Genomic DNA, 18,039 nt, shown 5'->3' with positions numbered 1-18,039 from the left:
GTCACCTGGCCCTGCCGTGCGGGCGGGCGTTGCGCAGCGCCACAATGACGGGATCGTCAGCCTCGTCGAACGCGTCCGCCGCGACGCAGGCCTGCAATCGTCCGTGCTCGATGATGCAGACCCGGTCGCTGAGCAGCAGTGCTTCGTCGACGTCGTGGGTCACGAGCAGGATGGTCTTGCGTAGCCGCTCCTGCAGTCGCGCCATTTCCTGTTGCAGTTCCGCGCGGGTGATCGGATCGAGCGCACCGAACGGCTCGTCCATCAACAGGACGGGCGGGTCGGCCGCCAGTGCGCGCGCGACGCCGACGCGCTGCCGCTGCCCGCCGGAGAGCTCCTCGGGCCAGCGTGATGCGTACCGATCGGGCGGCAGGCCGACGAGCGCGAGGAGTTCCTGGACGCGGGCGTCAACCTTCTCGGGCAGCCAGCCCTCGAGGCGAGGGACGACGGCGACGTTGTCGGCAACCGACATGTGCGGGAACAGGCCGCCCTCCTGCAGGACGTAGCCGATGCGCCGGCGCAACACGATGGAATCCCACGCACGCGTCTCGACGCCGTCGACGAGCACGGAGCCATGCGTCGGCAGCAGCATGCGGTTGACGAGGCGCAGCACCGTGGACTTGCCGGCGCCGCTGCGCCCGAGCAGGGCCATAACTTCGCCTGGTTCTACCGCGATCGTCAGCCCTTCGAGCACTGCCGTGCCGTCCGGATGACGGAAGGACACGTCCCGGAACTCGACGGCCGCGGCGGTGACCGACACGTGATCCGCGCCTAGTTGGACTGACGGGCGATCTCGCCGGCGTACTTCTGGATCTTGCGCACGGCCTCGGCGATGTGGTCCATGTCCTCTCTCGGTCCGATCAGCATCGTCTGCGTGAGCCACACCGCTTCCTCGCAAAGCCGGTCGTTCTGCGGCGTGCGGCTGCGCTCCTCGGCCGACTTGAGCGTGGCCGCGCCATAGATCCGCTGGTAGCCGGTGGACGCGAACACGCTGGCGAGGAACGGCTCCGTGTTGAGCGGCGAGTAGCCACTGCTGGCGGGTATGCCCTCGGCGCGCAGCGCCTTCAGGAAGGCGGCGCGCGGCAGGCCGACAAAAGCGCTCGGGTCGTACCGGAACATGTAGAGGTGATACGCGTTGCGGGTCACACCTGGATACATCTTCGCGGGGCTGATCCCGGGAATCTGGCTCAACTGCTTGGTGAGGTAGGCGGCGTTGGCCTCGCGGTGGGCGAACTGCGTTTCGAGGCGTGTCATCTGCGCCATGAGCAGCGACGCCTGGAACTCCGTCAGCCGCAGGTTGAGGCCCGCATGCCGGTAGGCGAAGTCACTGCCCGATCCTGGCCGTCCGTTGTTGTGGAAGGCGTAGGCCTGATCGACGAGCGCCTGATCGTTGCTGATGATCGCGCCGCCCTCACCGCTGTTCAGGTTCTTGCTGGCCTGGAACGAGAAGCAGCCGGCCTTGCCAATCGAGCCGACATGGCGTCCCTTCCACTGCGCCAGGTGCGACTGGCATGCGTCCTCGACCACCGGAATGTTGCGAGCGGTCGAGAGCCCCATGATCGTGTCCATGTCCGCAACCGAGCCACCGAGGTGCACCGGGAGGATCAATCGGGTCTGCGGCGTGAGCGCCGCGGCGATCTTGCTCGCGTCGATCTGAAACGTCTCGATGTCGGTATCGACGAACACGGGCAGCGCGTGCAGCATCAGCACGGCGTTGATCGTGGCCACGAACGTGTAAGGCGGCACGATCACTTCATCGCCGGCACCGATACCCATGGCCGCCAGCGTCGTGAGGAGCGCGGACGTGCCGTTGGCGGTCGCGAGGCAGTGCTGCGTCCCGGTGAGCGCGGCGTACTGGGTTTCGAAGGCCTTGACCTGCCCGCCGACACCCCTGCCCCACTTGCCGCTCTTGAGCACGGCCACCATCGCCTGCTCCTCCCGGCTGTCCTGGACTGGCCAGCCCGGAAATGCGGCGGTGCGGATGGGCGTGCCTCCCAGTACGGCGGGACGCGGTGTGGTGAGCGGTGCTGCCTTCGGTGCCGCGGCCTGCGGCGCGGCAGCGGCGTGGCGGGACGCGACGATCGAGGCGCCGCCTGCGGCGACGGTCCCGAGGAACTTGCGGCGTGCACGGTTGATCGTCATCGTGTGCTCCTCAGCAGGCGGTCGAGCGAGGCGAAGATCCGATCCTCGACCGTGGCGTCGAAGGGTCCGGGGCGGCCGTAGTACAGCAAGGCGCCTCCCCCCTCATATCCGCCTTCGTCGAGCACGCGCCGGGACGGCACGTACCCGAAGACGTCGTTGGCATAGCCGACCGGCCAGACGTGGTCGTCGGGGTGTTCACGTCGCAGGCGCAGCGCGTAGTCGACGACGACTTCCCCGCCGAGCGTGACGAGCGTGAGGTCGTTGCCGAACCGCCAGACCTGCACCGGAATCTTCTGCGACTTCGGCAGCGCGCCAGCGCGCGAGCGGGTCTCGTCCATCAGCTTTGCGTGACGCGCCACGTACGGATCCGCGAGCCCGAAGCGTTTCTTCCACTCTTCGGGCGTGAGTACGGCGGCGAAGGGCAGGTCGACCAGTTCCAGGGCCGCGCGCGTGGCGCCAGTGACGGGCGTCAGCGTCGGCAGGGCCTGTCGCACGGCTGCTGCGAGCGCCTCGCCGTGCTGCTGCACGTCCTCGCGCGTGCCACGCGGCTTCGGATTCGCATCGGCGCCGCACCCGGTCATGAACAGGGCGGTCAGGCCGGGCTCGGCCGCTTCAATCGCGGCTTGCGCCACGCCCGCATAGTCGCCGTGCCACTCGACATTGGTGGCGCCCAGGGTCGTGTTGTGGCAAGCGTAACTGAAGAGGACGGCGATCGGCTTGCCGTGGACGTCGACGCGCAACATCGGGACGCGGTGATCCACAGGTCCATCGGGCGTGTACTGCGTGCGCCGATTGGCGGCAAAGCCGGCGGTGGTCTGGCCGGCATGCAGCGTCGCCGCCGCCAGCTTGTGCATCGCCTGCCCGACGACGTCGACGATCTGCTGCTCGAGCGTTGCCGTGTACGCCTCGACGTCGCGTACCTGCTGCGGCGTGACGTCATAGGCAACCATCAGTTGCGTGTCCACGACGGGGCCGCTGTGCGTGTGGCTCGACGCCAGCAGTAAGCGCTCGCGGGGCACGCGGTGCTGCTTCGCCACAGCGGCACTGATGCGGTCCGCCATGCCGGCGGTGACCCCGAGCAGGTCGAGCGTGACAACGACCACGCGTTGCCTTCGCAGATCCTCGATGGCAAGGGCCTTGGCGTGCAGCGGCTGCGCCGTCCCCTGCGACGGCTGCGTGCGCGCGGCAAAACCGGCCATCCACAGCGACTGGCGGGGCGTGATGTCGATGGTGGCGACGCCCGCGCGCCACCCGGCGGCATCGAGCCGCAACGGTGGCAGGGCCGCCAGGGTCGCGGCGGTGAGGAAGGCTCGGCGATGGATGGTCACTGTCAGGCGGATTCTACGTCGGGGACGGGGCGAGTGCGGGTAACGGGCACCGGGTACCGGGTACCGGCTGTCGACATTCCCGGCATTCGCGGCATTCCGGCATTACCTGGCTCTTGTCGGCGTTGAGGCATGATTAATGTCTATGCCCGAGTTGCCGCCGGTCCACCGATGGGAGGTGTCCTCCCCACGCGGCCTGGTCCACATCGTCCACGGCATGGCCGAGTACGGTGCGCGCTATGCGCGGCTGGCGGCGGCGCTGAACGCGGCGGGCTACACCGTGTGGGCGCATGACCATTGCGGACATGGCGATCACATGCGCGTCGATGACGGCGCTCGCCTGCCGGGACACTTCGGCGACAGCGACGGCTGGCAACGCCTCCTCGACGACACGACCAGCGTGTCGCAGGCCTTGCAGGCGTCGTCGCCGGGCACACCGCTGTTGTTGTTCGCGCACTCGATGGGATCGTTTGTCGGACAAGCGTTGCTCAGCCAGTCGGGCGATCGCTACCGGGGAGTCGTGCTGTGCGGCAGCAACCGGCCGCCCGGCCCGCTCGAACGTGCGGGCATCGGCGTGGCTCGCCTCGAGCGACGATTGCGGGGCCCCCGCACTCCCAGCCGCTGGTTCCAGCGCGTCGTCTTTGAGACGTACAACCGCCTGTTCGCACCGACCCGCACGGAGGTGGACTGGCTGTCGCGCGACGCGGCGGAGGTAGACGCCTACGTGGCCGATCCGCTCTGCGGATTCCCACTGACGACACAGGCGTGGCTCGACTTCCTGGGAGGCAAGAGCACGCTCGGTGACGCGCCACACCTGCGCCGCATCCCCAAGGCCTTGCCGGTACGGCTGATCGCGGGCGACAAGGACCCCGTCGGCGAGCAGGGCGCCGGCGTGCGCCGCCTGTTCGACATCTACCGCGAGACCGGCCTGACCCACGTCAGCCTGCAACTCTACCCCAACGCGCGCCACGAACTGGTGAACGAGACGAACCGCGACGAAGTCACGACGGACCTCATCGCGTGGTTCGAGCAGGTCATCGCGGGGCTCACGTAACGTCTGACGCCTGACGCCTGACGCTTGACGCTTGACGCTTGACGCCTGCTGCCTACTACTGCCTACACACTGCAGGCTGCAGGCCGGAGGCTATTGGTGACCTAGTCATCGCGATCGAGCTTGGTGGCCAGGATCGTTCCATCCGCCCTGACGAGTGCCCTCCACCTCGAGGCGCGTGCCATTGGCGACCCGATCGCACGCGAGTCCGAACTTCGTCGCGTTGCTCGTCTTCACGTTTGTCCCGTTCATCGTGAACGTCAGCGTCGGGCAGGTCCCCGTGAGACTCGACACCGTACCCTTCAGTTCGCTGTCGTCCTTGTCATCGTCGTCGTTACTCCGGTCACGGTGCTCGGCTTCGATCCGTACGCTCGTGTCCGTCACTCGCACCTTGATATCGATGCGGTCGCCGGCCTTCACTCCGACAAGCGTCAGTGTGGCGTCGAGTCCGGTCGCTGTGAACTGCAGCTTGACGTCGCCAGCAGGGACGTTGTCCAGGTGGAATCGGCCGGCACCGTCAATGACGGCCGCGATGTTCGTGCCGACGACCGTGGAGCCGCTAAAACGTCCTGGCGACGACTACGTGTCTCTCACCATGACGAGGAGCATGCGCGACGCCTCTGGTGCGTCGACGGCATGCGGAACGTTGGCCGGAAGGCGCACAATCGTGCCTGGCGTCGCCTCCACGGGCGAGCCAGCTACCGTCAACACGAACCGCCCCTCGAGCACGAGCACCAATGCGTCGAACGCCGACGTGTGCTCGGTGAGCGCCTGCCCTGCATCGAAGGAGAAGAGCGTCACGTTGCCCCCGGTCGCCTTCATCAGCAAGCGGCTGGCGATGCCATGTGCCGTCGGTGTCACGAGGTCGTGCAGCGTGAGTGCCTGACCGGCGGGCAATGTCGATGGACTCATGGTGCTCCCTCTCACTTGTGTGTTCGGCGTCTCGATCGCGTGGGGCGTGGACGGTTGGTCGGACCAAACACGACATAGCCGCGATCGCGCAGTTCGTCCGCGAGCGTGGGCTCGCACTGTGCCGCTTCTCCGTAGGTCATCGGTGGAATCTCGTCGAACCACTCGTAGGCGAGTTCCACTCCGAAGTCGCGGACTACGCCGGCGCACTTGATGCCGGCCTTGTGGTTCTCGAAACGCTCCTGCGGCAGCAGGCCGGTCATGCCCACGTAGTAACAGTCGCGCGTACCGGGATGTCGCGGGTGCTCCAGGCGCACCACGTACACGCGGTGGTGGAGCGCCTCGGGCCGCTCGGCCGCCGCGCGAGGCTCGTCAAGTGATGGAGGCGGCTTCAGGATGCCGCCACGCCGCCTGGCACCCGGCACCCGGTGCCCGATCAGGGAACCCGCTCCTGCTGGCGTCGCGCCGTGATCGTGCCCCCTTCCGACGCCACCAGCACGAGGGCGCCATCGGCGGCAATCTCGAAGCGCTGCACCGCGCGCAGCGTCTCGAGGAACGCCGCTTCCTGCACCATCACCTGTGACTGGCATGGGCGTGACGAGGCGATGGGCATCGTGATTGTGAGCCCCTCACCGGAGAGCACGTAGCTCGACGTGTAGGTATTGCACGACGTGGTGCCCCCCAGGCGGCCCGCCGAGTCGAAGGTCATGACGATCGTCGTCTGCACGGGCGGCTTGTTCTTCTTGGCGTCGAGGAAGACCAGCGGACGATCGCGCACCGTCTCCACCGCCCACGGCCCGCCGCGAAGCAGCGCCGTCGAATCGCCACCACAGCCCTTCAAGAGCCGCCCATCGAGCGTCACTTCGACTGTCGCCGGACGGGGCATGCCGGTCATCGAGTCGGGACACACCCGATCGAGGATCGTCACCGACAGCGTGTGCGCATCGCTACGCGCTTCGTAGCGACGCCCGCCCTCGATCCGGGTCACCGGCGGCAGCGGCAGGGCCGTCCGCGTCTTGCCGTCATCGGTGAGCAGGAGAAGTCGACCCGCGCCAACGTCGAGCGTCCAGTTGGGCTCGTTCCCCACCGCCTTGAACGGCGCAGCCGAGCCGGGCGTCGGTTGAGGGAACGCGAGCGGCGGCGCGATCGTCAGCGCGACAGCAACGGTCAGCAGTGTGAGTGCGCACAGGCGGGTGGAGGCAGCGACGAGCGCCATCGACAGCATCTAGATCTCCGGCGCCTTCGGGGTGCGCCCGTAAATGATGGCGCGCTGCAGCCGCAGTGTCGCGCCAGGTTCGAGCTCTCGGAGCTTGAGGCGCACCGTGTGGCGCCCATCAGGCAACTCGTACCGCCAGAACGGAATGAACCGGCGCCGGGTGGTGTTGGTCGGCAACTCCACCGTGTCCGCCTTCACGTCGTCGATGAACATGTCGACGATCAGCAGATGGTCCTTGCCATCCTCGCTGCGGACATCGCCCTGGATCGCGAAGCCGATGCCGTCGAACGTGAATCGCGTCTCGTCACCCTGCGTGGCGCGCGCGAGCCGCACCTCGGCCACCGGGTGATGTCCCTCGAAGTTCTGCTCGAGCCGCACCGGCGCCGGCGCCTCGACGCGGATGACGACGTCCTCGCCGTCCTCGCGACCGCCGGCACGCCGCACCATCTCCAGTGCGTGTTTGTAAGACAACCGATACGCATCGTCGAGCGAGATCGTCGTGTACTTGAACGGCAGGCCCTCGACCTCTGCGAGCCCCTGCTTCCAGTACGCCGGGATCCGCTCGTAGCCGAGGATCGTGCCGAGCACGCCCGCCGCGGTGGCGGGGTTGCAGTCCGAGTCCTGGCCGGCACGGGTGGCCACGGAAATGGTACGGCTCATGTCGCCCTCGCCGTACAGGAGCCCCAGCACCACGTACGCGGCGTTGAGCCGGGCATCGATGTTGAAGGCGGCAAACACCCCGTCCGGGCAGCCGATGTCCTCCGAGTACTGACGCTGCAGTTCGAACCAGGCGCGCTTCCAGTCGGTCGGATGCTCGTCGTGCAGGCGAATCGTCGCGCTGATCGTGCGGTGGAAACGACTGGCGGCCGGAATCGTGTCGAGCGCCCGGGTGACGACGGTCCGGACATCGTCATGGACGAAGGCGAGCGAGTACATGGCCGCGACGAACACGCCGCCGTACCAGCCGTCGCCCGAGTTCATGATGTGGCCGACCTTGTCGGCATAGGCGGTGGCCGCATTGGGCAGCCCTGGTGACATCAGGCCGATGAAGTCGGCTTCGATCTGGAAATCGATGTCGTCGGCCTCGGGGTTGTTGCGCCAGTGGCCACTGTCGGGGGGCGCCAGGCCGCGCAGCACGTTGTAGCGAGCCATCTGGTTGGCGTGCCACAGCATGTACTCGGCGTTGGCGAGCGCTTTCCCGAACGTCGCGGCGGGCGCGTCGAGTCCGTGCTTCTCGATGACATCGACGAACGTCAGGTCGACGTACACGTCGTCGTACAGGCCCGGATTACGTTCGTACGTCTCCCGCAGGTAGCCGGCATACCACGGGATCGGTTCGTAGTCCTGGATGAACGTACCGTTGTAGTTGAATTCGGTGGGGCCGCCGAAAGTGACACCGATGGTCTGCGCGGCCCATCCACCACGAATCTTGTCGCGGAGCACGGCCTTGGACAGCCGCAACTCGGCCCGCGCATCCGGCCGCCCCTGCGCGCCGGCGCCGCCAGGCACGACAACCGCCGCACACAGCAGGGCCAGCACCACCGCGGGCTGCATTTGCATGCGGGGATCTTACTCAAGAATGCCGAAATGCCGGGAATGCCGAAATGCTGGGATGCCCACGACGATGTCAAATGGCATCGTCGGAGGGCGTCAGGGTGCAAGACGTCACGCGTACGTCGAGCTTGCATCTGATTCCGGCATGAGGCATTACGCATCAGAGAGCAGTCGCCGCACGGCATCAGGCATCAGGCATCAGGCATCAGGCATCAGGCATCAGGCATCAATGAAATGACGACCATCGACGAACTGGAACGGCACCGCCCGGCGATCACTGGACATTGCTATCGCATGCTCGGTTCGGTTCTCGACGCCGACGACGCGGTACAGGAGACGATGGTGCGGGCGTGGCGCCACCTGGAGTCGTTCGAGGGCCGCTCGTCACTGAAGACGTGGCTGTACCGCATCGCGACGCGCGTGTGCCTCGATGCCCTCGGCGACCGCAGCCGTCGCTTCCGTTCGACGGAATCGGCGCCGCTCGGGACCATCGACGACCCGCTCACGGTGTTGCCAGCCTCGTCCTGGATCGAGCCGGTACCCGACGTGGATGCGCTGCCCGCTGACGCGGACCAGCACGAGCGCGTGGTCCTGCGACAGAGCCTGCGGCTCGCGTTCGTGGCGGCCCTGCAGCACCTGCCGCCGCGGCAGCGCGCCGTGCTGCTGCTCGTCGAGGTGCTTGGCTGGACGGCGATCGAGGTGGCGCAGGGACTGGACATGACCGTCGCGGCGGTCAACAGCGCCCTGCAGCGAGCGCGTGCGACCCTGGCAAGTCGGGACGTGGAACCGACCGACACCACCCTGTCGGACGACGAACGCGCCCTCGTCGATCGTTACGTGCACGCCTTCGAACGCTACGACGTGGACGCGCTCGCCGCGATCATGCACGAGGACGCCACCCTGTCGATGCCGCCGTACTCGCTCTGGCTGAGAGGCCATGCGTCGATCAGCGCCTGGATGCTCGGCCGTGGCGCGGCGTGTCGCGGTTCGCGACTCGTGCCGACCAGCGCCAACGGCTTGCCGGCGTTCGGGCAGTACAAGCCGTCGCCTGATGGGCGCCACCTGCCCTGGGCGCTCGTCGTGCTCGAGATCGAACGCGGCGCGATTGCCGCCCAGACGTTCTTCCTCGACACGGCGACGCTGTTCCCGCGCTTCGGGCTGCCTGCCGAGTTGCCGGCCCACGCCGCGACAGGGGCGGACGCATCGGACCGATGAATCCGGTCCGCCCGCGTGGTCTGCACGTCAGACCGTGTCACTGCGCGGCGTCAGCATGGACAAGCGGGCAGCGACCGCCCCCTTTGAGGAGAAACATCGCATGGCCACCACACGCAAGCTTTTCGTGAACCTGTCGGTCAAGGACATCGCGCGCGCCACCACCTTCTTCCGGGCGCTCGGGTTCGCGTTCAATCCGCAGTTCAGCTCCGAGAACACCGCCTGCATGGTGCTGAGCGAGGACGCCTACGTGATGCTGCTGGAAGAGGCGCGCTTCCGGGACTTCACCAGTCGCGACATCTGCGACACGAGCCGGCACACGGAGGGACTGTTCGCGCTCAGTGCGTCGAGCCGGGAGGAAGTCGACCACCTGGTGCACGCGGCGCTGCTCAACGGCGGCAGCCCGGCGCAGAAGCCGATGGACCACGGCTTCATGTACGGCTGGAGCTTCTACGACCCGGACGGCCACCACTGGGAAGCCTTCTGGATGGATCCGGCCGCAGTCCCGCCGCAGCCGGCCGAAGTGACCGGCACGAGCGCGTAGACCGCCGTTACCGGCACGCGGCCGCCGGCGTTGTCACGTAGCCGCCGGACTCCCACGATGTTCGCGCCTACGGCCTGCAGCCTACCTGGAGCGGATATCGTGACTACCAGTGGCGCAGGCGCCATAGATCTACTTGTCCGGCGGTCGCGGTCACCTCGCAGGCGCGGCGCTCAGGTTCTTGATGAGCGCCGTCTCCTTGGCGTCGTACGGCGTGCCGTCGTTGCGGAACACTTCGTGGAACCAGACGGCCGGCTCGCGGTCCACATAGGGCCGCCGCCAGCTGTCCCATGGCAGGTGGGTTTGCGCCTTGCCCTGGACGAGCCCCCAGTTGATCGCGCCGACGCCGTGCTGTTTCAGGATCGGCAGGGCGCCTTCGAACGTGCTGCCATTGCCGCGGGCCATGTACTCGGTGCAGATGATGGGCCGCCGATAACCCTGCAACTGCCGGATGCGTGCCTCCAGTTGCGCTGGCGGGTCGTAGCTGTGGAACGTGATCACGTCCGAGAGCGCGAGTTGCAGGCGGTCGATCGCGGGAAGTTCGGCAAGCTTCGACCAGTCGCCACCGCGCCACAGGCCACTGGTGAGCGGCTGCGAAGCCGCCGCCGCGCGCGCCCATGCGTAGACCTGCGGCAGCAACGCGAGCACGAGTTCGCCTTTGTTCTTCGGCTCCAGGCTGCCGTATGCCGGGTCGTTCATGTTGTCGACCTCGTTCCAGAGGTCCCACGCCAGCACGCGCGCGTCGTCCTTGAAGCGGGAGACGACGGCCGTCACGTACGTCTCGAGGCGTGGCCAGTGCGCGGGATCCTCGAGGGCGACCTTGCCCGGACTCTGCACCCAACCTGAGTTGTGCACGCCAGGCCGTGGCGGCCGCTGCAGGCCCACCGCCGGGAACGGATCCCACACCGAATCGAAGAGCACGAGCATCGGCCGGATGCGGTGCTTCTGCGCGATGGCGAGGAACTGATCGAGCCGGCGCAGGAACCCGTCAGGGTCCTGCTGATAGGCCAGGTCGTGCAGGAACACGCGCATCGTGTTCATGCCGATGGCCTCCGCCCACCCCAGTTCGAGATCGATGCGCGCCGGATCGAACGTGGCGGCCTGCCACATCTCGAGCTCGTTGATGGCCGACGCGGGCACGTAGTTGGCGCCGACCAGGAAGCCCTGTCGCGCGTACCAGTCCTTCGCCTGTTGGTCGGTCCATCGCCCTGCCGCGGCGGCGCTCACCGCCGGCGCGCACAGCATCACCACCATCGCGAGCCGCAGCGCGGCGTGCCGTATCGACATGGTGCAGCACTCTACAGGAGTCGGGACCCAGGCGACAGGACGGGTCCGCCGTAGCCTTGGCGAAGGCAGAGGGTCACTTGCCTCCCTCCGCGATGACCTCCTCGTACATCCGCTCGTACACCGGCACCACAGTGTCCTGCTGGAACCTGCGGCGTACATCGTCGGCAGCGGCGCGCCCCATGGCGAGGCGGCGTGCCGGATCCTGCAGCAAGGCGAGTGCCGCCGATGTCATGCCCGCGGTGTCCTCGGGCGCGCGCAGATGTCCGGTGACGCCCTCGGTGACGACTTCGGGCAGTCCGCCCACGTGGGACGCGATGACCGGCACCTCGCAGGCCATGGCCTCGAGCGCCGACAAACCGAAGCTCTCCTGCGCGGACGGCAGCAGGAACAGGTCAGCGATCGACAGCCACGGCAATGCGTCGGGCTGTTCCCCGGCAAACTGCACATCCGCGGTCAGGCCAGCCTCGGTGACGAGACGTTCCACGCGGCGCCGTTCCGGACCGTCGCCGACGAGCACGAGCTTCGCCGGCACGCGCGCCCGCACCTGCGCGAAGACCTCCACCACCGCACCGATTCGCTTTACCGGTCGAAAGTTCGATGTGTGCAGGAGAATCGCCGCATCCTGATCCGATCCACGGACGCGGGCGCGAAGGGCCGGGTCCGGGCGCCGCTGGTAGCGATCGACGTCGAGAAAATTCGGGATCACACGGATGTCGCGGGTGATGCCGAGCGTCCGGATGGTGTCGGTCGCGAGGCTGTGCGACACCGCCGTCACGCCATGCGACTGCTCGATCGAGAACGCGACCACCGACGAGTACGACGGATCGCTGCCGACCAGCGTGATGTCGGTGCCGTGCAGCGTCGTGATCGTGCGTGGCACGGTGGGCCCGGACGCCGCGGAGAGCATCTGGTCGGCGAGGTAGGCGGCCGTCGCGTGCGGTACTGCGTAGTGGGCATGCACGATGTCGAGCCGCCGCTCCCTGGCGACGCGGACGATCGTGTTCACGAGGGCCAGCAGGTACTGTGGCTCGAGAAACAGCGGGTACGGCGGCACCGTCACGTGCTCGAAGAAGAATCGAGGCTCGCCCTCGCGCCACCTGAACGGCGGGTCGTGGCTGATCAGGTGGACCTCGTGCCCGCGCTGCGCCAGCACCCGGCCCAGCTCTGTGGCGACCACGCCGCTGCCACCGACCGACGCGTAGCAGACGATGCCGACGTTCATCGCACGCCCTTGAGCAGACCGCTACGCAGCAGCGGCTCCCGGATGACGATGCCCTCAGCGAACGCGACGCCGGCGAGCGCACCGAACTGCGCGTCCCGGCTCTCGACGAGTTGACGGAAGCCGGCGCCGACCAGGCGCGTCGTCACGGACCCGGCCTCGGCTGGCGCGAACTGGCTGCGGTGGCAGTCGAGTGCCGCGCGCTTGATTTCGTACCAGGAAGAGACGTCGACAACGAACGAGGCAGGGGCGGCGTCGTTGATGAAGTAGTAACAGACCCAGTCGGGGCGCCATGCCTCGTGGTCGGTCTCGAAGCGGCGCAGCCCGCTGCGGTGACACGCGGTCACGAGCACCTGGCTCGCGGCGGCGTGGTCCGGGTGTCGATCCTGCCAGTAGGGGATGGCCACGGTGCGGGGCCGCAGCCGCCGGATGCAGTCGACCGCCGACCGCAGCTGGTCCGGCGCCCCGGTGATCCCGCCGTCGGGCCAGCCGAGGTTCTCGCGCGTGACCGCACCGAGCACCGAGCCGGCGGCCGCTGCCTCGGCCCGCCGCTCGTCGGGAGTGCCGTTGCTTCCGAGTTCACCCGCGGTCAGGTCGCACAATCCGACCTTGTGTCCCTCGGCGGCGTGCCGTGCGAGGCAGCCGCCGAGGCCGATCTCGATGTCGTCGGGGTGCGCGCCAAACGCGAGTATCTCGACCGCCATGCCTCACTGTACTTCGACGTCGCGTCAAAGCCGGCTCGCCTTCGCCTGCGGCTTCGACGCAGCAGGCCCGGATCGCAAGGATGTGCCCATCATCCCTGCGAACCGGACCTGCGTGCAGAATGGCTACTGTGGCAGGTAGGCGCCGAACTCGCTGTTCAACCAGTCGAGGTCATCGGCGCGATCGACGCGATAGACGCCACCGCTGCCTGCACAGTTGCCGTTCTTGGCAAACGACGTGACACCGCCGATCACGTTGCTGTCGCCGATGAAATTCGGTCCACCCGAGTCCCCGAAACACGTCCCGCCGGTGCTGGCGTTGTTGGACAGCAGGAGTGAAAAGTCGCCGACATAGCCCGGCACGTTGATCTGCAGCAACTGCGGCCTCGCCAGGTACCGCACGCGTGCGGCTTGTTCCTTCCACGCCGCCGCATCCGGAAAGCTCGCCTGGATACCGTATCCGACGGCGGTGAAGGCGATGTCCTGCTTGCCGCGCCGCGTGGCGAGCCGATCGAGTTCGTCGAGCTTCGGCAGCACGCCGTAGGCCGGCATGTTCACGGGCGCGTCGAGGACGACGACGCCGAGGTCGTACCGGAAGAAGGCGTTCGGGTCGTACTGGGGATGCGTGTAGGGGGTTCCACCGACGTTGCCGTTGAACGGATAGCCGTTGGAGGGGATGCCGGCATCGACGTCGGCATCGAACCAGATCTCCACGTGGGCGGCCGGCGCCTCCGTGCAATGCCCCGCCGTCAGGAACAACGTCGGCGACAGGAGTGTGCCGCTGCAACGCCACAGCGGGTTGCCTTCGGCGTCCTGGGCGACGAGCAGGCCGACGTACGGATGGCGATTGCCATCGAGTTCTCCGTACTTCACTGCCAGTACGGTTGCTGCCGACGCCACGAGGGCACCTACCACCGCAAGGGCGGTCCGAGACTTGATTGACAAGAGCATGGTCCTTTCAAGAGAGCCGAGCCGATTCTAGCCCAGGCAGTGCCGACCGATGTCCATACCGGTCACTTCCAGCCGCCGAAGAGGTCCTCCCAGCACCGCTCCACGTCGTGTCGCTGGGCTTCCGGGATGGCCGGCGTGAATGGCAGGGTGTCAGATTCCGCCATCGCTTCGAGCCAGTTGGCGACTGCCGAGACGTCCCGCGCGATCACCTCCGGCGAGACGCGCGTCAGGTCGTCATCGGGGCGATGGTGGAAGAAGCGTCCGCCGTCGCAGTTGACGCGGTAATGGAAGACACCAGGCATGCCGGCGGCCACGAACGGGAAGTGATCGGCATACGGCACGACGGCGGTGATCGTCTGGTAATAGAGATCGGCGGTGCGAAAGTACGGTCGCAGCGACGCCTCGAAGTCCGGGTGGGCGTTGATGTACAGCTGCGTCCACCCGAGGTGTGAGCCGTAGCTGTCCAGGTTGTACATGCAACGGCCGCGACGCGACACCTCGTCGCGATGCGTGCGAACGTAGGCGGCCGATCCGACCGAGAGCTGTTCTTCGGCACCGAACGAGATCAGGCGAATCGTGCGACGACGCGGCTGCGGCTGCAGCAGTCGCGCCAGTTCCATCACGCCGACGACCCCCGAGCCGTTGTCGTCAGCGCCGGGTGAATTCGCCTGCGTGTCGTGATGGGCACTCGCGTAGAGGATGTCGTCGGCCAGGTCGGTGCCTGGCAGGTCGATGACGACGTTCTGCGACGTGGCGGGCACCATGCCGCCGACGACGCGGCAGCGGGCGCGAGTAGCACGCACGGCCGTCCAGGTCCAGGCGTCGTGGTGCGCCACGTTGAGGGTCGGCACGGCGCCGATCGCTGCGGTGTACTCGGGGAACATGCCGTCGGCGCGGGGCGTGTCGGCGGGATAGCGCGTATCGACCATCAACAGGAAGGCTGGCCCGGCGTCCATCAGGCGCTGGTAGGACGCCCGCGACTCGATGTGGCAGCCCATGTGGATGACCGCTTTGCCGCAAAGATGCCCGAGGTCGTCGCGCTGATAGTCGGTCGGCGTCAGCGTCGTGAGTTCGGCCGAACGCCACTCACCGTCGGTTCCTGGCGTGCTGCTGAACAGCGAACAGGGGAACGGCCGCCAGGTGCCATCGATGTCGATCTCCAGCTGCTCCTCGGTGACGACCCGGGCCCGCATCGGGAAGGACTCGTCCCACGCGTCGGCGCCGAGGGCACGTGCGTTGGCGAGCACGTGATCGGCCGCTGCACGTTCTCCCGGGGTTCCGGCCAGTCGCACGCCGATGTCGCGTACGAGAACATCGAGGTCATGGGCGATTCTGTCGGGCGAGGCCTGCAGCATGGCCTGCAGGATATCAACGCCGCCGGGTACCGGGTTCCGGGTACCGGGTTCCGGGTACGCCGACGGGCTACGGCCTACGGCCTACAGGCTACGGGATACTGCAGGCTGCAGGCTATTGCTGCCGTGCTCTTCATCTGACCGGGCTCGAACCCGACAGGCGAATGTCGATGCCCACCGTGACACGGGTCAACGAGAAGTCGCGCAACACGTTCGTGTAGACGACGCCACTGCCCGGGGGCCCGTGGAAATTGCCGTCAGGCCCGAACACCTTGTAGTACGTGGCTGCCGTCCGAAGCCCGATCCTGTTGCTGAACCAGAACGTTGCGCCACCGCCGGCTTCGATGCCGGCCTGGGTGTCCGTTCGCGACAATGATTCCCCTGGTGGTGGCGGACGTGTGGCCCTGGCGAGCCCCACACCGATGCTGCCGAATGGCTGGAACGGCTTGTCGCGCCTGAGCGGAACCGCGACGCGGAACACGAGTGTGGAGACGTCTGCCATCACCGCCGGCAGGTAGGGCGCCCCGCCGGCGCCCGGGAAATTCCCGGAGGGCTCTGACGGCGTCGCCGCACGGCGATCGATGCCCTGACGTGCCCACCCGAGTTCGAGTTCCGCTCGTACGGCGCCAACCGACATGCCAACGCCCCCGCCGACGCTGGGTTGTCCTTCGCCAGACACCCCGCCGCCCGCCGAGACAATCACCTGCGCTCGGCCCGGTGCGGCCACGCAGGCGCACGACAGGAGCACCACGGCTCCGAGTCTGGATACCCCTGCACATGCGCGGGCGGCTGCGCACACTCGTGTCGCTGCAGTCGCGGCGAAGGCCAATGATAGTCGTTTGACTGATATCCGCATGACGCGCCTCCTGACGGCTCATATGCCCGATGACGTCGTGCAACTCGAGAGCCGAAGCGAATCGCTCAGCCGAGCCGCATGCAGGAGCAGGTAATCCCGCTCCGGTGTGTTCGTGGTGCGCTGCGCGGCGCGACGGTACTCTTCGATCGCCTCCGCGTGATGGCCGGCTCGCTCGAGCAGGTGTGCACGAGCCGCAGTCAGTCTGTGGTGGTTCGAGATGCGTGGATCCAGTGCGAGCTCGTCCAGGGCAGCCAGGCCAGCCTCAGGGCCGTTGACCATCGCGAGCGCAATCGCTCGGCTGAGGCTCACCATCGGGTTGTCCTGGAACCGAAGCAGCTCGTAGAGAGCGAGAATCTGTGGCCAGTCGGTCGCCTCGGTGCTTGGCGCTTCGTCATGGAGTGCTGCGATGGCTGCCTGAACCTGGTACGGCCCGACGGCGCCCTGCGCAAGCGCTCGCTCGAGGATCCACGTGCCCTCCGAGATGCGCTCCTGGTTCCAGTGCGATCGCACCTGTTCACCGAGCGGGATCAGCTCACCGTTCGGACCCGTGCGCGCCGGGCGCCGCGCGTCGGTGAGCAGCATCAACGCCAGCAGGCCGCCGACTTCCGGTTGATCCGGCAGCAACCGCAAGAGCAGCCGGGCGACCCGGATGGCTTCATTCGACAGGTCGACGCGGTACAGCGCGGCCCCTCCAGTCGCCGTGTACCCTTCGTTGAAGGTCAGGTACAAGACCTTGAGGACGATCGGCAGCCGGGCCTTGCGATCGCCCGCCGTGAGCTCGGGGAAGGTTCGACCGGCCGCCTTGATCGTCAGTTTCGCCCGCGTCAGCCGCTGCGCCATCGTGGCCTCCGGCACCATGAATGCACGCGCGATTTCACCGGTCGTCAAGCCGCCCATTACACGCAGCGTGAGGGCGATCTGCGATGCCGGCGACAACGCCGGATGGCTGCACATGAAGTAGAGGTCGAGCGTTTCATCCCGCTCGTTCACACCGGCAGCGTCGGCGGCCAGCGCGATCTGCTCGTCGGCGGGAATCAGGCTGACCACCATGTGCTCGCGGAGTCTCCGCGCGGTGTCCGCCCGGATCTGGTCGGTGAGCCGGCGTGTTGCCACCGTCATGAGCCAGCCCCTCGGGTTCTCGGGCATGCCCTGCTTCGGCCACTGCATGGCCGCGGCAAGCAGGGCCTCCTGGACCGCGTCTTCGCAACCGCCGAAGTCGCGGTAGCGGCGCAGCAGGGCGCCCAGGACCGTCGGCGCGAGATCGCGCAGCAGATCCTGGGCGTTGTCGTCGAGCCGCGGGATCACGTGTCCGGCGTCCAGTCGGCCGGCGGACCGCTCATCACCTGTCGTACTTCGATGGCGAGGTTCAACGGCGCGCCGCCAAGCCCCGGAGCGGCAGAAGCCTCTGCAGCGATCGCATAGGCGCGCTCGGGTGTGTCGACATCCACCAGCCAGAAGCCGGCAAGGAACTCCTTCGATTCAGGGAACACGCCGTCGGTGATCGGCTCTCCGGCGGCGCCGGCTCGTACGAGCTTCGCCTCGTCCGGCCCGCCGAGCCCCTCGGCTCCGAGAAGCTCCCCGGCAGCGGCCAGCTTGCCGGCAAAGTCCCGCATGAAGCGGATGTGTGCCGCAATGTCCGGCGCAGGCCAGCTTGCGATCTGGTACGACCCGCCGCCGGCGACGTGCATCATCAGCATGTACTTCATCGATGTCTCCTCGAGGTGGC

Annotated in this window: 19 protein-coding genes; 3 read left to right on the top strand and 16 right to left on the bottom strand. The window is 67.5% G+C overall.

Annotation, left to right across the window (positions count from 1 at the left end):
• Window position 1: 1 nt before the first annotated feature.
• From LuPra_RS05860 to LuPra_RS05850, 3 genes are read right to left on the bottom strand one after another with little or no spacing between them, the layout of a single operon-like run.
• Complete coding sequence (locus tag LuPra_RS05860) at window positions 2–757, bottom strand: ATP-binding cassette domain-containing protein (RefSeq protein WP_110169879.1); 756 nt, start codon at window positions 755–757, stop codon at window positions 2–4.
• Between the two features lie 11 nt (window positions 758–768).
• Window positions 769–2,139, bottom strand: coding sequence for a DegT/DnrJ/EryC1/StrS family aminotransferase (locus LuPra_RS05855; protein WP_110169878.1), 1,371 nt, complete (start codon window positions 2,137–2,139; stop codon window positions 769–771).
• On the bottom strand, window positions 2,136–3,467 hold the full coding sequence (locus LuPra_RS05850; RefSeq protein WP_157898786.1) for a neutral/alkaline non-lysosomal ceramidase N-terminal domain-containing protein: 1,332 nt from the start codon (window positions 3,465–3,467) through the stop codon (window positions 2,136–2,138). The genes LuPra_RS05855 and LuPra_RS05850 overlap by 4 nt, the downstream gene beginning before the upstream one ends.
• Before the next feature lie 142 nt (window positions 3,468–3,609).
• Between LuPra_RS05850 and LuPra_RS05845 the strand changes: the two genes are divergently transcribed.
• The gene (locus LuPra_RS05845; protein WP_157898785.1) at window positions 3,610–4,518 is read left to right on the top strand and encodes an alpha/beta fold hydrolase; all 909 of its coding nucleotides are present in this window, start codon (window positions 3,610–3,612) and stop codon (window positions 4,516–4,518) included.
• Window positions 4,519–4,623: 105 nt separating this feature from the next.
• Here LuPra_RS05845 and LuPra_RS05840 read toward each other — a convergent pair whose 3' ends face one another.
• The 5 genes from LuPra_RS05840 to LuPra_RS05820 form a co-directional block, all read right to left on the bottom strand.
• Window positions 4,624–4,935 carry a DUF5666 domain-containing protein gene (locus tag LuPra_RS05840; protein WP_110169875.1) on the bottom strand — a complete coding sequence of 104 codons (312 nt, stop codon included), beginning with the start codon at window positions 4,933–4,935 and terminating at the stop codon, window positions 4,624–4,626.
• Between the two features lie 159 nt (window positions 4,936–5,094).
• Window positions 5,095–5,427, bottom strand: coding sequence for a cupin domain-containing protein (locus LuPra_RS05835; RefSeq protein ID WP_110169874.1), 333 nt, complete (start codon window positions 5,425–5,427; stop codon window positions 5,095–5,097).
• Window positions 5,428–5,438: 11 nt separating this feature from the next.
• Window positions 5,439–5,849 carry a hypothetical protein gene (locus LuPra_RS05830; RefSeq protein WP_110169873.1) on the bottom strand — a complete coding sequence of 137 codons (411 nt, stop codon included), beginning with the start codon at window positions 5,847–5,849 and terminating at the stop codon, window positions 5,439–5,441.
• An 11-nt stretch (window positions 5,850–5,860) separates the two neighbouring features.
• Window positions 5,861–6,649, bottom strand: coding sequence for an META domain-containing protein (locus tag LuPra_RS05825; protein ID WP_110169872.1), 789 nt, complete (start codon window positions 6,647–6,649; stop codon window positions 5,861–5,863).
• Window positions 6,650–8,200 (bottom strand): ADP-ribosylglycohydrolase family protein, encoded by a 1,551-nt coding sequence (locus LuPra_RS05820; protein WP_110169871.1) that lies wholly within the window; start codon window positions 8,198–8,200, stop codon window positions 6,650–6,652.
• Window positions 8,201–8,398: 198 nt separating this feature from the next.
• Between LuPra_RS05820 and LuPra_RS05815 the strand changes: the two genes are divergently transcribed.
• Window positions 8,399–9,409: a sigma-70 family RNA polymerase sigma factor gene (locus LuPra_RS05815; protein WP_418001403.1), complete on the top strand. Its 1,011-nt coding sequence runs from the start codon at window positions 8,399–8,401 to the stop codon at window positions 9,407–9,409.
• Window positions 9,410–9,509: 100 nt separating this feature from the next.
• Window positions 9,510–9,950, top strand: a complete 441-nt coding sequence (locus tag LuPra_RS05810; protein WP_110174548.1) for a VOC family protein — start codon at window positions 9,510–9,512, stop codon at window positions 9,948–9,950.
• 150 nt (window positions 9,951–10,100) lie between these two features.
• Here LuPra_RS05810 and LuPra_RS05805 read toward each other — a convergent pair whose 3' ends face one another.
• The 8 genes from LuPra_RS05805 to LuPra_RS05770 all read right to left on the bottom strand — a co-directional run bounded on the left by LuPra_RS05805 (window position 10,101) and on the right by LuPra_RS05770 (window position 18,019).
• The gene (locus tag LuPra_RS05805; RefSeq protein WP_169812016.1) at window positions 10,101–11,234 is read right to left on the bottom strand and encodes a glycoside hydrolase 5 family protein; all 1,134 of its coding nucleotides are present in this window, start codon (window positions 11,232–11,234) and stop codon (window positions 10,101–10,103) included.
• A 73-nt stretch (window positions 11,235–11,307) separates the two neighbouring features.
• Complete coding sequence (gene bshA, locus LuPra_RS05800; RefSeq protein WP_110169869.1) at window positions 11,308–12,456, bottom strand: N-acetyl-alpha-D-glucosaminyl L-malate synthase BshA; 1,149 nt, start codon at window positions 12,454–12,456, stop codon at window positions 11,308–11,310.
• The gene (gene bshB1 / locus LuPra_RS05795; protein ID WP_110169868.1) at window positions 12,453–13,157 is read right to left on the bottom strand and encodes a bacillithiol biosynthesis deacetylase BshB1; all 705 of its coding nucleotides are present in this window, start codon (window positions 13,155–13,157) and stop codon (window positions 12,453–12,455) included. The genes bshA and bshB1 overlap by 4 nt, the downstream gene beginning before the upstream one ends.
• Before the next feature lie 123 nt (window positions 13,158–13,280).
• Window positions 13,281–14,099, bottom strand: a complete 819-nt coding sequence (locus LuPra_RS05790; RefSeq protein WP_234800746.1) for a trypsin-like serine protease — start codon at window positions 14,097–14,099, stop codon at window positions 13,281–13,283.
• A 68-nt stretch (window positions 14,100–14,167) separates the two neighbouring features.
• Entirely contained in the window at window positions 14,168–15,460 is a 1,293-nt protein-coding gene (locus LuPra_RS05785) for a M28 family metallopeptidase (protein ID WP_110169866.1), read from the bottom strand.
• A 130-nt stretch (window positions 15,461–15,590) separates the two neighbouring features.
• A complete protein-coding gene (locus LuPra_RS05780; protein ID WP_110169865.1) occupies window positions 15,591–16,208 on the bottom strand; it encodes a hypothetical protein in 618 nt (205 codons plus the stop codon).
• A gap of 123 nt (window positions 16,209–16,331) precedes the next feature.
• Window positions 16,332–17,618 (bottom strand): RNA polymerase sigma factor, encoded by a 1,287-nt coding sequence (locus LuPra_RS05775; RefSeq protein ID WP_110169864.1) that lies wholly within the window; start codon window positions 17,616–17,618, stop codon window positions 16,332–16,334.
• Window positions 17,615–18,019, bottom strand: a complete 405-nt coding sequence (locus LuPra_RS05770) for a YciI family protein (RefSeq protein ID WP_110169863.1) — start codon at window positions 18,017–18,019, stop codon at window positions 17,615–17,617. The genes LuPra_RS05775 and LuPra_RS05770 overlap by 4 nt, the downstream gene beginning before the upstream one ends.
• Between the last annotated feature and the right edge of the window lie 20 nt (window positions 18,020–18,039).

The organism is Luteitalea pratensis (assembly GCF_001618865.1).
GTDB lineage: Bacteria > Acidobacteriota > Vicinamibacteria > Vicinamibacterales > Vicinamibacteraceae > Luteitalea > Luteitalea pratensis.
The sequence above is the reverse complement of the archived record's forward strand: the minus strand, read 5'-3'. Positions and strand labels throughout refer to the sequence as shown.